The following is a 15130-nucleotide window of genomic DNA, read 5'->3' on the forward strand; positions in this document are numbered from 1 at the left end:
CCTTGGCCGGGGCGTTGTCCTTGACGTCGACCGGGTCCGGGCCCATCTGCAGGTGCAGGCGCTCGCCGCTGTAGGGCGAGTGGCGGCGCACCACCTCCATGTCCAGCTCCACGCCCAGGCCGGGCTCGCTGGAGGGGATGATGTAGCCGTCTTCCCACTGCAATGGCGTCTTGAGGATTTCCGCGTGGAAGCCGTCCCAGGTGCCGATGCTTTCCTGGATCAGGAAGTTCGGCGTGCAGGTCGCCAGCTGGAAGCTCGCGGCGGCGCCGATGGGGCCGTTGTACAGGTGCGGGGCGATCTGCGCGTAGAAGGCCTCGGCCATGGAGGCGATCTTCTTGCCTTCGAGCAGGCCGCCGCAGCGCCCCACGTTCATCTGCAGGATCGACGCGCCGCCGGCCTGCAGCAGGCGGAAGAACTCGTACTTGGTGGTCAGCCGCTCGCCGGTGGCGATGGGGATGCTGGTCTTCGCCGCGACCTGGCCCATGGCCTCTTCCTGGCCCGGCGGGATGGGCTCCTCGAACCACAGCGGGTCGTATTTCTCCAGGCGCCTGGCCAGGCGAATGGCCGAGGACGGCACCATCTGCCCGTGGGTGCCGAACAGCAGGTCGCACTGATTGCCCACCGCCTCGCGAATCTTGCGGCAGAAGGTCTCGCAGCGCTCCAGCACCTCCAGCGACAGCTGGTGGCCGGAGAACGCGGTGTAGGGGCCGGCCGGGTCGAACTTCAGCGCGCTGAAGCCCAGGTTCATGTTGTGCACCGCGCACTCGGCGGCCAGGTCCGGGTCGGAGTAGTCGTACTCGCCCTGGGCGTTCTTCGGGTACAGGTAGGTGTAGGAACGCAGGCGCTCATGGACCTTGCCGCCAAGCAGCTCGTACACCGGCTTGTTCGCCGCCTTGCCGACGATGTCCCAGCAGGCCATTTCCAAGCCGCTGACCACGCCCATCATGGTCAGGTCCGGGCGCTGGGTGAAGCCGCTGGAATAGGCGCGGCGGAAGAAGCGCTCGATGTGGTGCGGATCCTGGTCCAGCAGGTAGCGCTGGAACACGTCCTCGATCACCGGGACCATCGCCTTCGGGTGGAAGGTGGCGGCGTAGATTTCGCCGACGCCCTCGATGCCGCAGTCGGTCTTCAGGGTCACGAACAGCCAGTACATGCCGCCGATGTGCGGCGGCGGAACGGCGACCACGTGGGTCTGCAGGGAGACGACTTTCATGCTTGGCGCGCTCTCGTGTCGATGCGTTTCTTCAGGATCAGGGTGGCGACGACGCCCAGCAGGCCCACCGCCACGACGTAGGAGAAATAGATCTGGTAGCCGACGAAGCCGGGGAAGCGGTCGGTGATCCAGCCGTTGAGCAGCGGCAGGAAAACGTCCGGCGAGTAGCCGACCAGCGAGATGATGCCGATGGCCAGGCCGGTGACCCGCAGGGGGATGTGGCAGTCGTCGAGGATCGCCCAGTACAGGCCGCGGATGGCGTAGGTCATCAGGCCGATGAAGATCACCAGGAACACCAGCATGCCGAGGCTGTGCAGGCTCGGCAGCAGCACCAGGCCGAGCATGCCCAGGGCCGACAGCAGCATGGCCCAGGTCAGCACCCCGGCCTTGGAGAAGCGGTCGCCCAACCAGCCGCCGCCGATGCCGCCGACCGGGCGCATCCACAGCTTGATGGTGGTGATCAGCCCGGCCATGGTCGCGCTGAGGCCGAAGCCGCCTTCCTGCAGGTAGGCCGAGAAACTGTAGGTGGCCCAGAAGAAGTGGTAGCCGCAGAACACGATGGCGGCCACCAGCCACAGTTCCGGGATGCGCGCCAGGGTGCGCAGGTCGTCGAGCAGGTTGCCCTTCTCCACCGCCGCCTCGGCCCGCGCGCCCTGCGGGTCGCGCAACAGCATCAGCACGGCGCCGAGCAGGATGCAGCAGGCGGCATAGAAGTGGATGACCAGCTGCAGGCCCTCGGCGTTGCGCTCGCCACGGGTCTCGGTGACGTAAGCGAACAGCGCGATGGCCACGGTCGCCAGCAGCGCCTCGACCAGCCCGCGCCCGCCGTCGAGCACGCCGAAGAAGCGGCCCTGCTCGTCGTCCCCGGCGAGCATCTTCACCCGCTTGATCAGCGAGGCCCAGAAGGTCAGCCCGGTGGTGATGCCGAAGCCGCAGAAGATCACCAGCAGCGTGCGGAAGCCCGGCAGCTGCGCGTACCACAGGCCCAGCGCGCCGGTACCCAGCAGCGAGAAGCTGATCAGGAAGCGCGGGGCGATGCGGTCGGCCAGCCAGCCGCTGGGCAGGTAGCTGAGCAGGAAGGCGGTGCCGAGGATGGAATACAGGTAGCCCAGCTCGCTGTTGCCGATGGCCAGGGCCTCGAGCATGGTGCTCTGGTACACCTGGCGCAGGTAGAGCATGGGGTAGATGGCGCCGGCGGCGATCACCAGCAACGCCAGTTGCAGGTAGCGGGACAGGTTGGCGCTGGACGGAACGGCCATGGGCATGGCCTCTGCACTTATTGTTTTTTTCATCATGCGTCTCGTGGCCGGCGCGGGCACCGGCGGGTTGTCGGAAAAACGCGGCGCGCGCCGGGCGCAGGCAGGCGCCCGGCGTGGCTCGTCAGTACTTCAGGACCACCAGGCGGGTCTGGGTGAACTCCAGCATCCCGTGCTTGCCGTCGTCGCCGCCCAGGCCCGAGCGCTTCCAGCCGGCGTGGTAGCCCTGGTAGGGGTCGGCGGGGGTGCGGTTGACGTACAGCTCGCCGGCCGCGATGGCGTTGGCCACCTTCATCGCCGTGCGATAGCTCTCGCTGTAGAGCACCGAGGACAGGCCGAACTGGTGGTCGTTGGCCATCGCCAGGGCTTCGTCGAGGGTCTCGTAGCGCAGCACCGGCAGCACCGGGCCGAAGATTTCCTCCTGGACGATCTCCATGTCCTGGCGGCAGCCGCTGAGCAGGGTCGCCGGGTAGAAGTGCCCTGGCCCCTCCGGCAGCACGCCGCCGCATTCCAGCCGCGCGCCGTCGGCCAGGGCGCGCTGCACCTTGGCGTGGATCTCCTGGCGCGAGCGGGCGTTGACCAGCGGGCCCATGCGGCTGGCATCTTCGGCGCGGTCGCCGCTGCGCACGGCGGCGAGTTTCTCGCGCAGCAGGGCGAGGAAGCGGTCGTGCACGCTGGCCTGTACGTAGACCCGCTCGATGGCCGTGCACAGCTGGCCGCAATGGGTGGTCTTGGACGCGGCGATGGCGCTGGCGGCCTGCTCCAGGTCGGCATCGGCCTCGATGATCGCCGGGGTCTTGCCGCCCAGCTCCAGCGACGGCTTGGCGATGTTCGCCTTGCAGTAGTCGAGCACCGTGCGCCCGGCGCCGACGCTGCCGGTCAGGGTGATCATGCCCACCGCCGGGTGCTGGCAGAGCGTGGCGGCGACCTCGTGGACCATGGTCAGCACGTTGAACACGCCGGCCGGCAGCTCGGCCTCGGCGGCGGCGCGGGCGATCTCGAAGGCCGAGGTCGGGGTGTTGTTGCTCGGCCGCACCACCACCGTGTTGCCGGTGATCAGCGCCGGGGCGACCTTGCGCAGCAGCGTATAGACCGGGTAGTTGAAGGGGATCAGGCAGGCCACCACGCCGATCGGCTCGCGCTGCAGCAGGATGGTTTCGTCGCGCGAGTCGCTGGGGATCACCTCGCCTTCGATGCGCCGCGCCCATTCGGCGTGGTAGCGGGTGATCTGCGCGGCGTAGAGCGCCTCGTTGGTGGCGTCCGGCAGGCTCTTGCCGGATTCGCGGGCCAGCGCTTCGCCGATGCGCGCGGCGTTGCGCTCGATAGCCTCGGCGAAGCGCCGCAGGTATTCGCCGCGCTCGATGGCCGGCAGCTTGGCCCAGTCGCGCTGGGCGCGTTGCGCGGCGTCCACGGCCTGGCGCACCTCGGCCTCGCTGGCGGCCGGCACCTCGGCGATGCAGGCTTCGCTGGCGGGGTCGAACACGGCGATGCGGGCGGCCTCGGCGGAGTCGCGGAAGTGGCCGTCGATGAAGTTTCGATCAGTACGCATGGGAATTCCTGTGGTTCAAGCGGCGCGGTGGCGGAGGAACGACAGGCGGAACGCGGGGCGGGCGCGAAGCCACGCCGGCAGGCGGGTGCGGGCAGGCATGGGGAACACTCTTGTCGTTCTTGGATGGGCCAAGTGTCGACAGGCGCGGCAGGCGGGACAAACGATTAATAACGCCGGGTAACCTGCATTTTCCGCATGTTACCCGGCGCGACGCGGGCGCCTCAGAGCGGGCTGACGATATGCGCGGCGTGGCCCAGGCTGCGCTCGGCCAGGCGCACTTCCTCCAGCAGCCAGTCGCGGAAGCGCGCCACGTGCTCCGGCAGCGCCTGGCCGGGGCGGCTCACCCACCAGTAGGACTGGTGACCCTCGACCTCCACGTCGAGCAGTTGCACCAGTTGCCCGGCCACCAGCTCGCGGGCCACCATCTGGCGGTCGGCCATGGTCACGCCGAGGCCATCGATGGCGGCGCGGATGGCCATGTCCAGCAGGTCGAATTCGTAGCCCCCGTGCAGGTCCACACCCTGCAGCCGGGCGGCGTCCAGCCAGTGGCGCCAGGTCAGGTAACGCTGGTCGTCGCGGGCCAGCACATGCAGCAGGGTCATGCGCCCCAGGTCCACGCCCTGTTCCTCATGCTGCGCCAGCAAGCTCGGCGCGCACACCGCGATGTGCTTCTCGTGCATCAGCAGCGAGCTGTCCAGGCCGTCCCACTCGCCGTTGCCGAAACGGATGGCGCAGTCCAGGCCGGCGGCCTCGGCCAGGTTGTCCTGCAGGTGCGTGGTGAGGGTCACTTCCAGCCCCGGATGCGCCTCGCGCAGGCGCCCCAGGCGCGGCAGCAGCCAGCGGCTGGCGAAGGTCGGCGGGGCGTTCAGGCGCAGGCGATTGAGGTGCTGGCGCTGCTGGATGCCGCGCACCGTCAGCTCGATGCGGTCGAACGACTGCTGCAACGCGAGCAGCAACATGCGCCCGGCGTCGGTCAGCTGCAGGTGGTGGTGGCGGCGCTGCAACAGCGGCTCGCCGAGCTGTTCCTCGAGCTGGCGCACCTGACGGCTGACCGCGCTCTGGGTGACGTTGAGCAGCTCGGCGGCGCGGGTGAAGCTGCCGGTGCTGCCGGCCACCTCGAACGCCTTGAGTGCATTGAGCGCCGGAATCTTGCGCTTCATCGCTGGCCCTCCCCTCGCGCCCACGGCGGGCGCGGCATGCGTCTTTGAGTATGGCTACGGCCACGGAGTCACCGTGGCCGTGCGGGGCGCTCGCTCAGAAGTAGTAGCCGACGTTCGCGTACAGCTGGTTCTCCCAGTGATCGGTGCCGCCCTGGGCCAGGCTGTTGGTGTAGCTGCTGCCACCGATGTACGGGTCGTTGCGGCCGTTGAGCCATTCCACCGCGATGTAGAAGTCGCGCACCGAGAACGAAGTGCCGAGGATGAAGCGCTGGGAAGCGTCGAAGCCGCTGGCCGACTTGTCGAAGCGGCTGTAGTTGCCGTAGACCTTCACCCCGCTGACCCAGCCGCCGACGAAGGTGCCGGGAATGCTGTAGCTGAGGTCGCCGACATAGAGATTGCCGCGGCTGGCGACGTTGAAGGTGCCGTCGTAGCCGCCGAAGCTGACCACCTCGTCGCTGCCCGGGTTGCGCGGCGACATCTGCTGGCGCGCGGCCTGCAGCTGCACGCCCCAGGGCCCGTTCTGCCCCAGGTAGTGCAGGGCGTAGGCGTTGCGCCGGCCGTTGTCGCCGGTGTCCTTGTTCTCCAGGCGCGAGGTCAGCGCCGACACGCCCACCTCGGACTTCCAGTCGCCCAGTTGCAGCGAGCGCGCCAGACGCCCCACCAGGATCTGCCGCTCCTGGTTGCGGTTGCCGTCGGGCACGTAGTCGTCGGCCGAGGTCACCACGGTCGAATAGGTGCTGCCGTTGCTGGTGCCGCGCCCCGGCCACGCCGGGCGGCCGTAGGCGCCCACCTGCAGGTTCCAGTCGCCCTGCTGCTGGATGTACTTGGCGCCCACCGCCGACACGTCCTCCAGGCCCACCACGTTGCCCAGGGTCTCGTAGAAGGTGCTGCCGAAGTAGGGTTGCAGGCCGAAGGGAATCTGGTTGAGGCCGACCTGCACCTGCCGGTCGGCATCGAAGCGGTAGCCGACCCAGGCGTACTCGGCGAAGGAAATGTCGCCCACGTGGTCGGTGTACTGGTACGGGTAGTCGTGGCCGTAGAAGCGGTAGCGCACCGCGCCGATCCAGCTGTCGGAGGTGTAGGTGGCGCGCAGCATCAGGGTGTCGAAGCCGGCCTTCTCGATGTCGCGGTCCGGGTCGTGGTCGAAGCGTGCGCGAATGGCGCCGCCGACGTCGAGGTTGTCGGTCACCGGCAGCGCCAGGGCGCCGCCGCTGCAGGCGAGGAAAGCGGGAAGCAGGAAGTGCGCAGCGCGCACCGGATGAAGGAGTCTGGCCACGTTGGAAGCCTCGGGGCTGTTTTTGTCGTTATTCGGTGTCGCCGCACCGAGGCCCTCCGCCCCGGCGTGCGCGGCCGAAACTAGCCGCAGGCCGAAGCCCCGCACAAACGACTAAATCGCCGGCCAAACCCGAGAAAAACGCATGATTGCCAGCCACCAGCCGGGGCTAGAATCGCTGCACGAGAACACGCCCGCGCGGCTCGCCGCGCCTCTTTCGGAAGCCGCCCCATGCGCAGCCTGCCGCCCCTGAACATGCTCCGGGTCTTCGAGGAAGTCGCCCACCACCGCAGCTTCAACCGCGCCGCGGAGGCGCTCAACGTCACCCAGGGCGCGGTCAGCCGGCAGATCAAGCAGCTGGAGGACTACCTGGGAATCAGCCTGTTCGTACGCACCCCGCGCGGCCTCACCCTGACCGAAGCCGGCAACGCCCTGGCGCCGCACCTGGGCGAAGCCTTCGACCGCATCGAGCGCGCTCTGCAGGCGGTGCGCGTGCCCAACCTGCGCCAGCGCCTGCGCATCCTGGTGCCGCCCACCTGGGGCACGCGCTGGCTGTCGCCGCGTCTGCGCGGCTTCCTGCAACGCTACCCGGACATCAGCCTGAGCGTGACCAACGCGCTGGAACACGACGCCCCCAGCGAGCTGGACTGCCGCGTGCGCTTCGGCCTGGACGCCGCCGCGCACGGCCACAGCCGCCTGCTGGTGATGGAACGGCACATCGCCGTGGCCAGCCCGGAGCTGTTCGACGGCGAGCGGCCCCCGGCGCTGGATGCCCACCCACTGCTGCACATCCTCCACGAGGGCAAGCGCCTGAAGGTCTGGGAGAACTGGCTGGAGGCCATGGGCCGGGCCGACGTCGACGCCGGCAGCGGCATCGAGTTCAGCACCCTCGACCAGGTCATCCACACCGCCCTGGCCGGCGGCGGCCTGGCGGTGATCGACCGGCAGATGATCGAACGCGAACTGGCCGCCGGCAGCCTGCTGCCGATCACCCCGGTGGAAGTGCTCGGCCCCTACGGTTACTGGCTGGACATTCCCGCTGACCGGCACGGCCTGTCCAAGGTGCAGCGCTTTGCCGACTGGCTGGAACTGATGAGCAACCCCTGAGCGGCGATTAAGGGTTTCCGTACAGGATCGCGAACCTCGGGAAAACTCCGTATCAGTCTCGGATGGATTGCACAGGCGACGCCGGCACGGCCGCACGCCGGTAGAGCGAAGATCAGCGCAAGAGAACCCTGCATAGCCGCGCAGGCGCCAACGCGCGGCACCATTCCCGGAAGCCCCGCCATGCGCCTGAAGACCACCCTGAACCTGATGGACGAGCAACTGCTGAAGGACCTGTTCGACGCCGCCCAGGAAGCCCTGAACGACACCCAGACCAGCCAGCGCGTGGGCCACGTCCTCGGCCTCGAAGCGCCCCGCGTGCAGGCCCTGGCCCAGGTGGCCCTGCGCCTGTCGCTGCTGGAGGAAAGCCCGCAACCGATCGGTACCCGCCGCCAGCTCGACGCGCTCACCGACGAGCTGCGCGAGCTGATGGCCTGAGCGCGGCGAAGCGAGGGCGCAAGGGCGCGTTTCCCACCTTCCCGGCGACGCGCCAATCTCGAAAATTCCCACGCAATTCTCGCCTTGCCGTCTGACAAAACGCGTCGATAGATTCCGTCCCTGTCACGGTCAATCCCGTGGCCGGGCGTCGTAACCCGAGTTCAACTACAGAGCGCACGAAGCGCCTTCGCACCTAGCACAGGCGCTTTTTTCAGGCCTGCTGCTAGGTGCAGCCATGGCGGGTCGTGCGGGGCAGGCTCACGCCTGGCCGGTTGTTGCTCTGTACAGCTGGTTACGACCTCCGCACGATCCGCCTCCCCTCTTCCGGGGTGGCGGTTTCTCTCTCCCTGGAAGGAGTAACGGCAATGCGCAATCCCACTCTACTCGCTGTCCGTACCCTGCTATCCCCCCTGTCCCTCGCCTCCGCCCTGGAGGTGCAGCATGGCTGATCAAAAACTGGTGTCCCTGTACGCCCAACCCGACCCGGTGTTCTTCATCGACGCCAAGCGCCCCGCCGGCGAACTCTCAGAAGCCGCCGAACGGCGCCTGGTGGCGGTGGAAGACATGCTGCGAGTGCTGGAATACCACCAGACCGACGACGTGCTGATCCACGAGACCGCCCGCCTGGCCTCGGCGCTGGTGCCGCTGGTGGGCGAAGCGCGACAACTCTACGAACTGGCCCTGGAGGCCCCGCGCTAAGCGACGCCCCGCGCGCAAAAAAAAAGGCCGGCCTCGGCATGTCCGGGCCGGCCTTCGATTTTTTCACTACTCAAAGGACGGTGGCCGTGGACGAAGCGAATGCATTCACATTGCTGGCACGCAACCGGCGCGAATTGCCTCTGGCCGTCCTGTTCATCCTGCTAGCCAAGCTGAGCTCGGTAAGCGTTCCACTGATTCTGGGACTGCTGATTGATCGCTTTTCCGAGTTGCCGGACCTCAGAGACAGCTCGACGATGGCCTGGCTCTTCGTCGCCTTCTGTCTTGCGGGCGTCGTACAGGTCGCGGTTCTACCCCTGCAGGCGTTCTTTCTCAGCAGGCTGATTCAGGGAATATTGCTCCTGGCATCGAAGTCCTGGATACGCCGCCTCATGGCCAAGGACTTCGACCTTTTCTCCACCGTTCGCGTTGGCGCGCTGCTCAGTGCGGTGGATCGAGGCGTCGCCGCCAATGAGAGAATGCTGACCTACCTGCTGCAAACGGCTGTGCCAGTGATCGTCGAAGCGCTTGTCGTTGGTGGCCTGTTGCTGGTGGTCGGCGGCTGGGGAATGTTCGCCTTCGTTTTTTCATCGGCGCTGCTGTACCTGCTTGCCAGCCACGGAATCATTACCTGGCGGCGTGCGCATATCGAATCGGTCAATCACTCCGAGGACAAGGTCGCGGAGAGTTTCGCGAGCCTGTTCATCTCCGCCCCGGTGATCAAGGTCGAAGGCACTCCCGCATCGGCGTTCAAGGCGATGGACTCGGCGCTGGGAGGATACGCGGCGGCCGCCGCGACAGTGGGCTATTCAGCCTCGATCCTGGCCGCCCTGAAGGCGCTCTTCGTGTGCGTGACGACCGCAGGGATTCTACTGGTCGGCCTGTTCCAGCCCTTCTCCATCGGCGCGTCCATGACTGCCGGGCAACTGGTCGCGCTCTTTTCGGTGACGACCAGCTTCATCGGCTCCATCGCCGCGCTGTCGGAAGCCTACCGTTTCACCGATCAGTTCCGGGCGGACCAAAAGAGGTTCAAGGAGGTTCTCGGCCTACCGAGCAGCATTCCAATCAACCCTGCGGTCGAGCAAACACTTCCCGAGCGCGTCGACCTGGCATTGCGCGCCCTTCAAGTACGCAATGACGCGGGCGCACGCCTGGACTTGCCCCAAGGCTTCCATCTGCGGTGCGCAGAACAGGTTGCCGTAATAGGTACCAGCGGCAGCGGCAAGAGCACGTTGCTCGATGCCCTGGCGGGCACCTGCAGCCAGTCACTGCACGCTCTCCGTATCGGCGGAAGAGGGGTCAGCGAATGGGGTTCGATACGGCAATTCGAGCTGATTCGATATTGTCCGCAACGTCCGGCCCTTCTGGCGGGCAGACTTCAGGATGCCGTGTTCTACGGGCAAAGCTATGACGAGGACTTCACGCCGTTTCTGCGATACCTGGGGCTAGAGTCGCTCTCCCGCACCTCGGACGACTTCGAGTTCAGTGAACAGGGAGGCAATGTCTCCGGTGGCGAAGCGAGGCGCCTGTCGCTCCTGCGCGTAATCATGCGGCCGGGCCTGTTCAACCTGTTCGACGAACCAACGGCCGCGCTGGATGGCATCAGCGCAGCCAGGGTCTGGGACCTGCTGTTCGAGCGTTTCCAGGGGCGCGCATTGCTCTGCGTTACTCACGACTTGCAGCGTATCCAGCACTTCGACCGGGTAGTGGTAATGGATGGTGGGCGGATTCTGGCCGAGGGGCGATGGCAGGACCTGGCGGATCAGCCCAAGGTGCGAGAGATCGTCCAGGCCATGCGTGGAGAAACCACCGCACACTGAATTTGCTTTGGGTGCCCATTTTTTATTACACCTGGCCCTGGCAGCACTCCTGTGTGAAGCCGGAAAGGCGTCGCCCTTCCGGCTTCCGCCAAGTTCAAACCAACGCCACCCTCGCCCGCGGCGTCGCGCCCGGCTCGCCTTCGCCCTTGCCGGCGTCGGTCAATGTCAGGTACTTGGTTTCCGGTGCCCAGGCGATGGAGATCAGCGCGCCGAACAGGAGGATGCCGGCGAGGATCGCCACCGTTGGGTTGAGGCCGATGCCGGCCACGCTGACCGGCAGCAGGAAGGTGCTCAGCGCCGAGCCCAGGCGGCTGGCGGCGGTGGCCAGGCCGATGCCGCCGGCGCGCACTTCGGTGGGGAAGCTTTCCGCCGGATAGACGCCGACCAGGTTGCTCACCGCCGACAGCACCAGGGTGAACAGGCCGAAGGTCGCCACCAGCAGCCAGGCCAGGCTGTTCGGCAGCAGGGCCAGGAGGAACAGCGCGGCGGCGAGGATCAGGAAGGAGCCGATGAGGAAGCCGCGCCGGCTGAATTTCACCGTGCACCAGATGCCCAGCAGGGCACCCACCACCAGCAGCGCGTTGAGCAGCATCTCGGTGCCGAAGCCTTCGGCCAGGCCCATCTTCTGCAGGATCGACGGCAGGAAGGTGTAGATGGCGAAATACGGCATGACGATGCAGATGAAGAACAGGCAGTTGAATGCGGTGCGCTTGCGGTACTGCGCGCTGAACAACTGGCGGAAGCCGCCCTTGTGTCCCTCGGCGATCTCGTCGTCGAGTACCACGTGCGCCCCCAGGTGCTTGCGGACGATGGCCCGGGCCTCCTCGATGCGGCCCTTGTGCACCAGCCAGCGCGGCGACTCGGGGGTGCCGATGCGGGCGATCAGGATCAGCGCGGCGGGGATCGCCGAGGACGCCAGCATCCAGCGCCAGGCGTCGTCGCCCAGGCCGAGCATGGCGGTGCCGACGAAGGTGGCGGCAACGTAGCCGAAGGTCCAGATCACGCTGAACGAGCCGAGCAGCACGCCACGGTGCTTCTTCGGCGAAAACTCGGCGAGCATCGCGTGGCCGACGCTGAAGTCGCCGCCCAGGCCGATGCCGATCAGCACCCGGCAGAGGAACAGCTGGAAGGCCGTTTCGGCGAAGAACTGCAGCAGCGAAGCCAGGGTGATCAGCACGAAGCTGATCAGGAAGATTTTCTGCCGCCCCAGGTGGTCGGAGACCCAGCCGAAGAACAGGCTGCCGAAGAACAGGCCGAGCAGCGCCGAGCTGCCGATCAGGCCCTGCCAGAAGGGGTCGAGCTGCATCTGCGGGTTGATCAGGGTGAAGGCGATGCCGATCAGCCCGAGGATGTAGCCGTCGGTGAAGTGGGCGCCGAAGGTGAGGCCGGCGATCTTGATGTGGAACCTGCCGATCGGCAGGTCGTCGATTCTGACTGGGGTACCCGACATGTTCGTCTCCGATTCGTTCTTGTTGGTCTGAGCGGGATGCGGGCCGCCGCGCCGGTCATGGCGCGGCGGTAGAACTCCTTAGCGGCGGGAGCCGCGCGTACCGGCCGGGCGGGCCTCAGGAAGCGAGGCCGCCGAGCAGCAGGTATTTGATCTCCAGGTAGTCGTCGAGGCCGTACTTCGAGCCTTCGCGGCCCAGGCCGGATTCCTTGATGCCGCCGAAGGGCGCCACCTCGGTGGAGATGATTCCCTCGTTGACGCCGACCATGCCCGCCTCCAGCCCCTCGGCCATGCGCCAGACGCGGCCGATGTCGCGGCTGTAGAAGTAGGCGGAGAGGCCATAGGGCGTGGCGTTGGCCAGGCGCAGCGCCTCGGCTTCGTCGCGGAAGCGGAAGCAGGCGGCCACCGGGCCGAAGGTTTCCTCGCCGGCGATGAGCATGTCGGCGTTCGCCTCGGCCAGCACCGTGGGCTCGTAGAAGGTGCCGCCCAGGGCATGGCGCTGGCCGCCGCAGAGCAGCCGGGCGCCCTTCTCCAGGGCGTCGCCGACGTGCTGCTCGACCTTGGCCAGGGCCGCCTCGTTGATCAGCGGGCCCTGCTCGGTCTCGCCTTCCAGGGCGTTGCCCACGCGCAGCGCGCGCACCGCCTCAGTGAGCTTGGCGGTGAAGGCCTCGTAGACGCCCTCCTGCACGTAGAAGCGGTTGACGCACACGCAGGTCTGCCCGGTGTTGCGGAACTTCGAGGCCATGGCGCCGCACACGGCGGCGTCCAGGTCGGCGTCGTCGAAGACGATGAAGGGCGCGTTGCCGCCCAGTTCCAGCGAGACCTTCTTCAGGGTGTCGGCGGCCTGGCGCATGAGCAGCTTGCCGGTGCGGGTGGAGCCGGTGAACGACAGTTTGCGCACCACACCGGAGGCCTGCAGCGCGCCACCGATGGCCACGGCATCGCCGGAAACGATGTTGAACACCCCCGCAGGGATGCCCGCCCGCTCGGCCAGCACGGCCAAGGCGAAGGCCGACAGCGGGGTTTCCTCCGAGGGCTTGAGGATCAGCGTGCAGCCCGCCGCCAGCGCCGGGCCGACCTTGCGGGTGACCATCGCCAGCGGGAAGTTCCACGGGGTGATGGCGGCCACCACGCCGATCGGCTCCTTGGTGACGAGGATGCGCGCGTCGGTCTTGTGCGAGGGGATCACGTCGCCGTACACGCGCTTGGCTTCCTCGGCGAACCATTCGAGGAAGCTCGCGGCGTAGGCCACCTCGCCTTTCGCTTCGGCCAGCGGCTTGCCCTGCTCGCTGCTGAGCAGGCGGGCCAGCTCGTCCTGGCTGGCGAGCATCAGCTCGGCCCAGCGGCGCAGGCGCGCCGCGCGTTCCTTGGCCAGCAGCCCGCGCCAGGCCGGCAGCGCGCGTTCGGCGGCGGCGATGGCGGCGCGGGTTTCCTCGGCGCCGGCGCGCGGCACCTCGGCGATCACCTCGCCGGTGGCCGGGTTGCGCACCGGGTAGGTCGGGCCGCCGGCATGCCACTGGCCGTCGATGTAGTGGCCGGCTTTCAGCAGCGCGCTCATGCCACCGCCTCCTTCAGCGCGAAGGTTTCACGCATCGGCCGGGGCACGCGGAGGATGCGCTTGCCGGCGGTGTAGTCGTTGATGACGTCGCAGGGCGTGTAGTTGCGTTCCAGCTCGTACAGCTCTTCCTCGTCCAGCCGGGTGTCCAGGGCGGCCAGGGCGCTGTCGAACTGCGCGGTGCTGTCGGCGCCGACCAGCATGCAGTCCACGCCGGGGTGGTTGAGCACCCAGGCCTGGGCGATCTGCGCGTTGCTCACGCCGCGCCGCTGCGCCACGCGCTGCACCGAGCGGGCGATCTCGAAGGAGGCTTCGTCGGCGTACATCTGCTGGGTGAAGAAGTCGGTCTGGTTGCGCGTGGATTGCACGTCGCCGGTCAGCAGGCCACGGGCCAGCGGGCTGAACACCGAGACGCCGAGGCCCTGGTCGCGGCAGAACGGCAGCATTTCGCGCTCTTCCTCGCGGTAGGCGCAGTTGAGCTGCAGCTGCATGTTGATCGGCTTGACCCAACCGTTGCGCTCGCAGGCCATGAGCAGCTTCGCCAGTTGCCCGGTGAGCATGGTGGAGACGCCGATGTAGCGGGCCTTGCCGGCGCGGACGATGTCGTTGAGCGCGCCCATCACCTCTTCCACCGGGGTGTTCAGGTCATGGAAATGCAGCATGTAGATGTCGACGTAGTCCATGCCCAGGCGCCGCAGGGAGGCGTCGATGCCATCCATGATGTGCTTGCGCGAGTGACCGCTGGCGTTGATGCCCGGGCGGGTGCCGTAGCCGACCTTGGTGGTGATGACGATGTCCTCGCGGCGCACCAGGCGCTTGAGGATGCGCCCGAGCACTTCTTCGCCGACGCCGGCGGAGTAGAAGTCGGCCAGGTCGATGAAGTTCACCCCGGCGTCGAGCGCGTGCTTGACGATGGGGGTGCTCTGCTGCTCGTCGAAGATCCACGGTTTCCAGTCCGGGGTGCCCATGTTCATGGTGCCCAGGCACAGCTTGGAGACCTGCAGGCCGGAATTGCCGAGACGGATGTAGTGCATGGCGGCGACCTCAGGCTTTCGGGGTGTAGAAGGGGTTGGCGATCTGCCCGACCACGTCGGCCAGCTGCGCGCGCTCGGGCTTGCAGGCCAGCGCCGCGCGGATCGCGGTGCGGCAGGCGTTGTAGTTGTTCAGGTAGACGGCATCGAGGTCGTCGCAGGCCGGGTTGACCCAGTTGGCGGTGACGATGGCCCACTCGTCCTCGGCCTCGGCCGGCAGGGTGCCGTCGAGCAGCGCTTCGCTGACGGCCTTGGCGATGCCGGCCTGGGACGCGCCCCAGGTGGCGTTGGCGTGCAGGTCGCCGTTGATCTCGGCCTTGTTCACGTAGAGGGTCATCGGCTTGACCGGGATGTTCGGCTGGGCGATCACCATGAACGGGCAATGGCCCTGGCTGGGCGAGGCCAGGCTGTTGGCGAAGGCCTGGCCGGCCGGGCCGCCGCGCGGGCCGAGCAGGATGTTGATGTGCGCGGCGTTGACGCCGGGGCCTTCGAAGCCTTCACCGATGTAGAGGGCGAGCTGTTTCATGGAGTACCTCGTGGGATCGTCGGGGCGAGCGGGGGCGCGGGCCGCAAGGGTCCGTGCGCGGG

The 15130-nt window shown here is 67.6% G+C and carries 13 protein-coding genes; 4 read left to right on the forward strand and 9 right to left on the reverse strand.

Features of this window, described 5'->3' with window-relative positions:
• From P3W75_RS11820 to P3W75_RS11840, 5 genes are all read right to left on the reverse strand, one after another.
• Positions 1-1213, reverse strand: a 1213-nt coding sequence (locus P3W75_RS11820; protein ID WP_276227532.1) for a mandelate racemase/muconate lactonizing enzyme family protein, incomplete at its 3' end; no start/stop codon positions are given.
• The gene (locus P3W75_RS11825; protein WP_430765363.1) at positions 1210-2505 is read right to left on the reverse strand and encodes an MFS transporter; all 1296 of its coding nucleotides are present in this window, start codon (positions 2503-2505) and stop codon (positions 1210-1212) included. The genes P3W75_RS11820 and P3W75_RS11825, both read right to left, overlap by 4 nt.
• Positions 2506-2593: 88 nt before the next feature.
• Positions 2594-4018, reverse strand: coding sequence for an aldehyde dehydrogenase (gene aldA, locus P3W75_RS11830; RefSeq protein WP_276227534.1), 1425 nt, complete (start codon positions 4016-4018; stop codon positions 2594-2596).
• Positions 4019-4239: 221 nt separating this feature from the next.
• Positions 4240-5178, reverse strand: a complete 939-nt coding sequence (locus P3W75_RS11835; RefSeq protein ID WP_276227535.1) for a LysR substrate-binding domain-containing protein — start codon at positions 5176-5178, stop codon at positions 4240-4242.
• Positions 5179-5272: 94 nt separating this feature from the next.
• Positions 5273-6433, reverse strand: coding sequence for a hypothetical protein (locus tag P3W75_RS11840; protein WP_276227544.1), 1161 nt, complete (start codon positions 6431-6433; stop codon positions 5273-5275).
• A 249-nt stretch (positions 6434-6682) separates the two neighbouring features.
• Between P3W75_RS11840 and P3W75_RS11845 the strand changes: the two genes are divergently transcribed.
• The 4 genes from P3W75_RS11845 to P3W75_RS11860 all read left to right on the forward strand — a co-directional run bounded on the left by P3W75_RS11845 (position 6683) and on the right by P3W75_RS11860 (position 10509).
• On the forward strand, positions 6683-7558 hold the full coding sequence (locus tag P3W75_RS11845; RefSeq protein WP_276227536.1) for a LysR substrate-binding domain-containing protein: 876 nt from the start codon (positions 6683-6685) through the stop codon (positions 7556-7558).
• Positions 7559-7738: 180 nt separating this feature from the next.
• Positions 7739-7993 carry a hypothetical protein gene (locus P3W75_RS11850; RefSeq protein ID WP_276227537.1) on the forward strand — a complete coding sequence of 85 codons (255 nt, stop codon included), beginning with the start codon at positions 7739-7741 and terminating at the stop codon, positions 7991-7993.
• A gap of 441 nt (positions 7994-8434) precedes the next feature.
• A complete protein-coding gene (locus P3W75_RS11855) occupies positions 8435-8692 on the forward strand; it encodes a hypothetical protein (protein WP_276227538.1) in 258 nt (85 codons plus the stop codon).
• Between the two features lie 86 nt (positions 8693-8778).
• On the forward strand, positions 8779-10509 hold the full coding sequence (locus P3W75_RS11860) for an ATP-binding cassette domain-containing protein (RefSeq protein WP_276227539.1): 1731 nt from the start codon (positions 8779-8781) through the stop codon (positions 10507-10509).
• Positions 10510-10603: 94 nt separating this feature from the next.
• Here P3W75_RS11860 and P3W75_RS11865 read toward each other — a convergent pair whose 3' ends face one another.
• From P3W75_RS11865 to fae, 4 genes are all read right to left on the reverse strand, one after another.
• The gene (locus tag P3W75_RS11865; protein ID WP_276227540.1) at positions 10604-11959 is read right to left on the reverse strand and encodes an MFS transporter; all 1356 of its coding nucleotides are present in this window, start codon (positions 11957-11959) and stop codon (positions 10604-10606) included.
• A gap of 115 nt (positions 11960-12074) precedes the next feature.
• Positions 12075-13514 (reverse strand): NAD-dependent succinate-semialdehyde dehydrogenase, encoded by a 1440-nt coding sequence (locus tag P3W75_RS11870; RefSeq protein ID WP_276227541.1) that lies wholly within the window; start codon positions 13512-13514, stop codon positions 12075-12077.
• Positions 13511-14545: an aldo/keto reductase gene (locus P3W75_RS11875; RefSeq protein ID WP_276227542.1), complete on the reverse strand. Its 1035-nt coding sequence runs from the start codon at positions 14543-14545 to the stop codon at positions 13511-13513. The genes P3W75_RS11870 and P3W75_RS11875 overlap by 4 nt, the downstream gene beginning before the upstream one ends.
• Before the next feature lie 10 nt (positions 14546-14555).
• The gene (fae, locus tag P3W75_RS11880) at positions 14556-15068 is read right to left on the reverse strand and encodes a formaldehyde-activating enzyme (protein ID WP_276227543.1); all 513 of its coding nucleotides are present in this window, start codon (positions 15066-15068) and stop codon (positions 14556-14558) included.
• Positions 15069-15130: the final 62 nt, after the last annotated feature.

The sequence above is a fragment of the Pseudomonas citronellolis genome (genome assembly GCF_029335315.1).
GTDB classification, from domain to species: Bacteria; Pseudomonadota; Gammaproteobacteria; order Pseudomonadales; family Pseudomonadaceae; genus Pseudomonas; species Pseudomonas citronellolis_A.

Coding starts and splice junctions, on each gene's coding strand:
- P3W75_RS11825 (WP_430765363.1), bottom strand. CDS start 2,505: ATGAAAAAAACAATAAGTGCAGAGGCCATGCCCATGGCCGTTCCGTCC.
- aldA (WP_276227534.1), bottom strand. CDS start 4,018: ATGCGTACTGATCGAAACTTCATCGACGGCCACTTCCGCGACTCCGCC.
- P3W75_RS11835 (WP_276227535.1), bottom strand. CDS start 5,178: ATGAAGCGCAAGATTCCGGCGCTCAATGCACTCAAGGCGTTCGAGGTG.
- P3W75_RS11845 (WP_276227536.1), top strand. CDS start 6,683: ATGCGCAGCCTGCCGCCCCTGAACATGCTCCGGGTCTTCGAGGAAGTC.
- P3W75_RS11850 (WP_276227537.1), top strand. CDS start 7,739: ATGCGCCTGAAGACCACCCTGAACCTGATGGACGAGCAACTGCTGAAG.
- P3W75_RS11855 (WP_276227538.1), top strand. CDS start 8,435: ATGGCTGATCAAAAACTGGTGTCCCTGTACGCCCAACCCGACCCGGTG.
- P3W75_RS11865 (WP_276227540.1), bottom strand. CDS start 11,959: ATGTCGGGTACCCCAGTCAGAATCGACGACCTGCCGATCGGCAGGTTC.
- P3W75_RS11870 (WP_276227541.1), bottom strand. CDS start 13,514: ATGAGCGCGCTGCTGAAAGCCGGCCACTACATCGACGGCCAGTGGCAT.
- P3W75_RS11875 (WP_276227542.1), bottom strand. CDS start 14,545: ATGCACTACATCCGTCTCGGCAATTCCGGCCTGCAGGTCTCCAAGCTG.
- fae (WP_276227543.1), bottom strand. CDS start 15,068: ATGAAACAGCTCGCCCTCTACATCGGTGAAGGCTTCGAAGGCCCCGGC.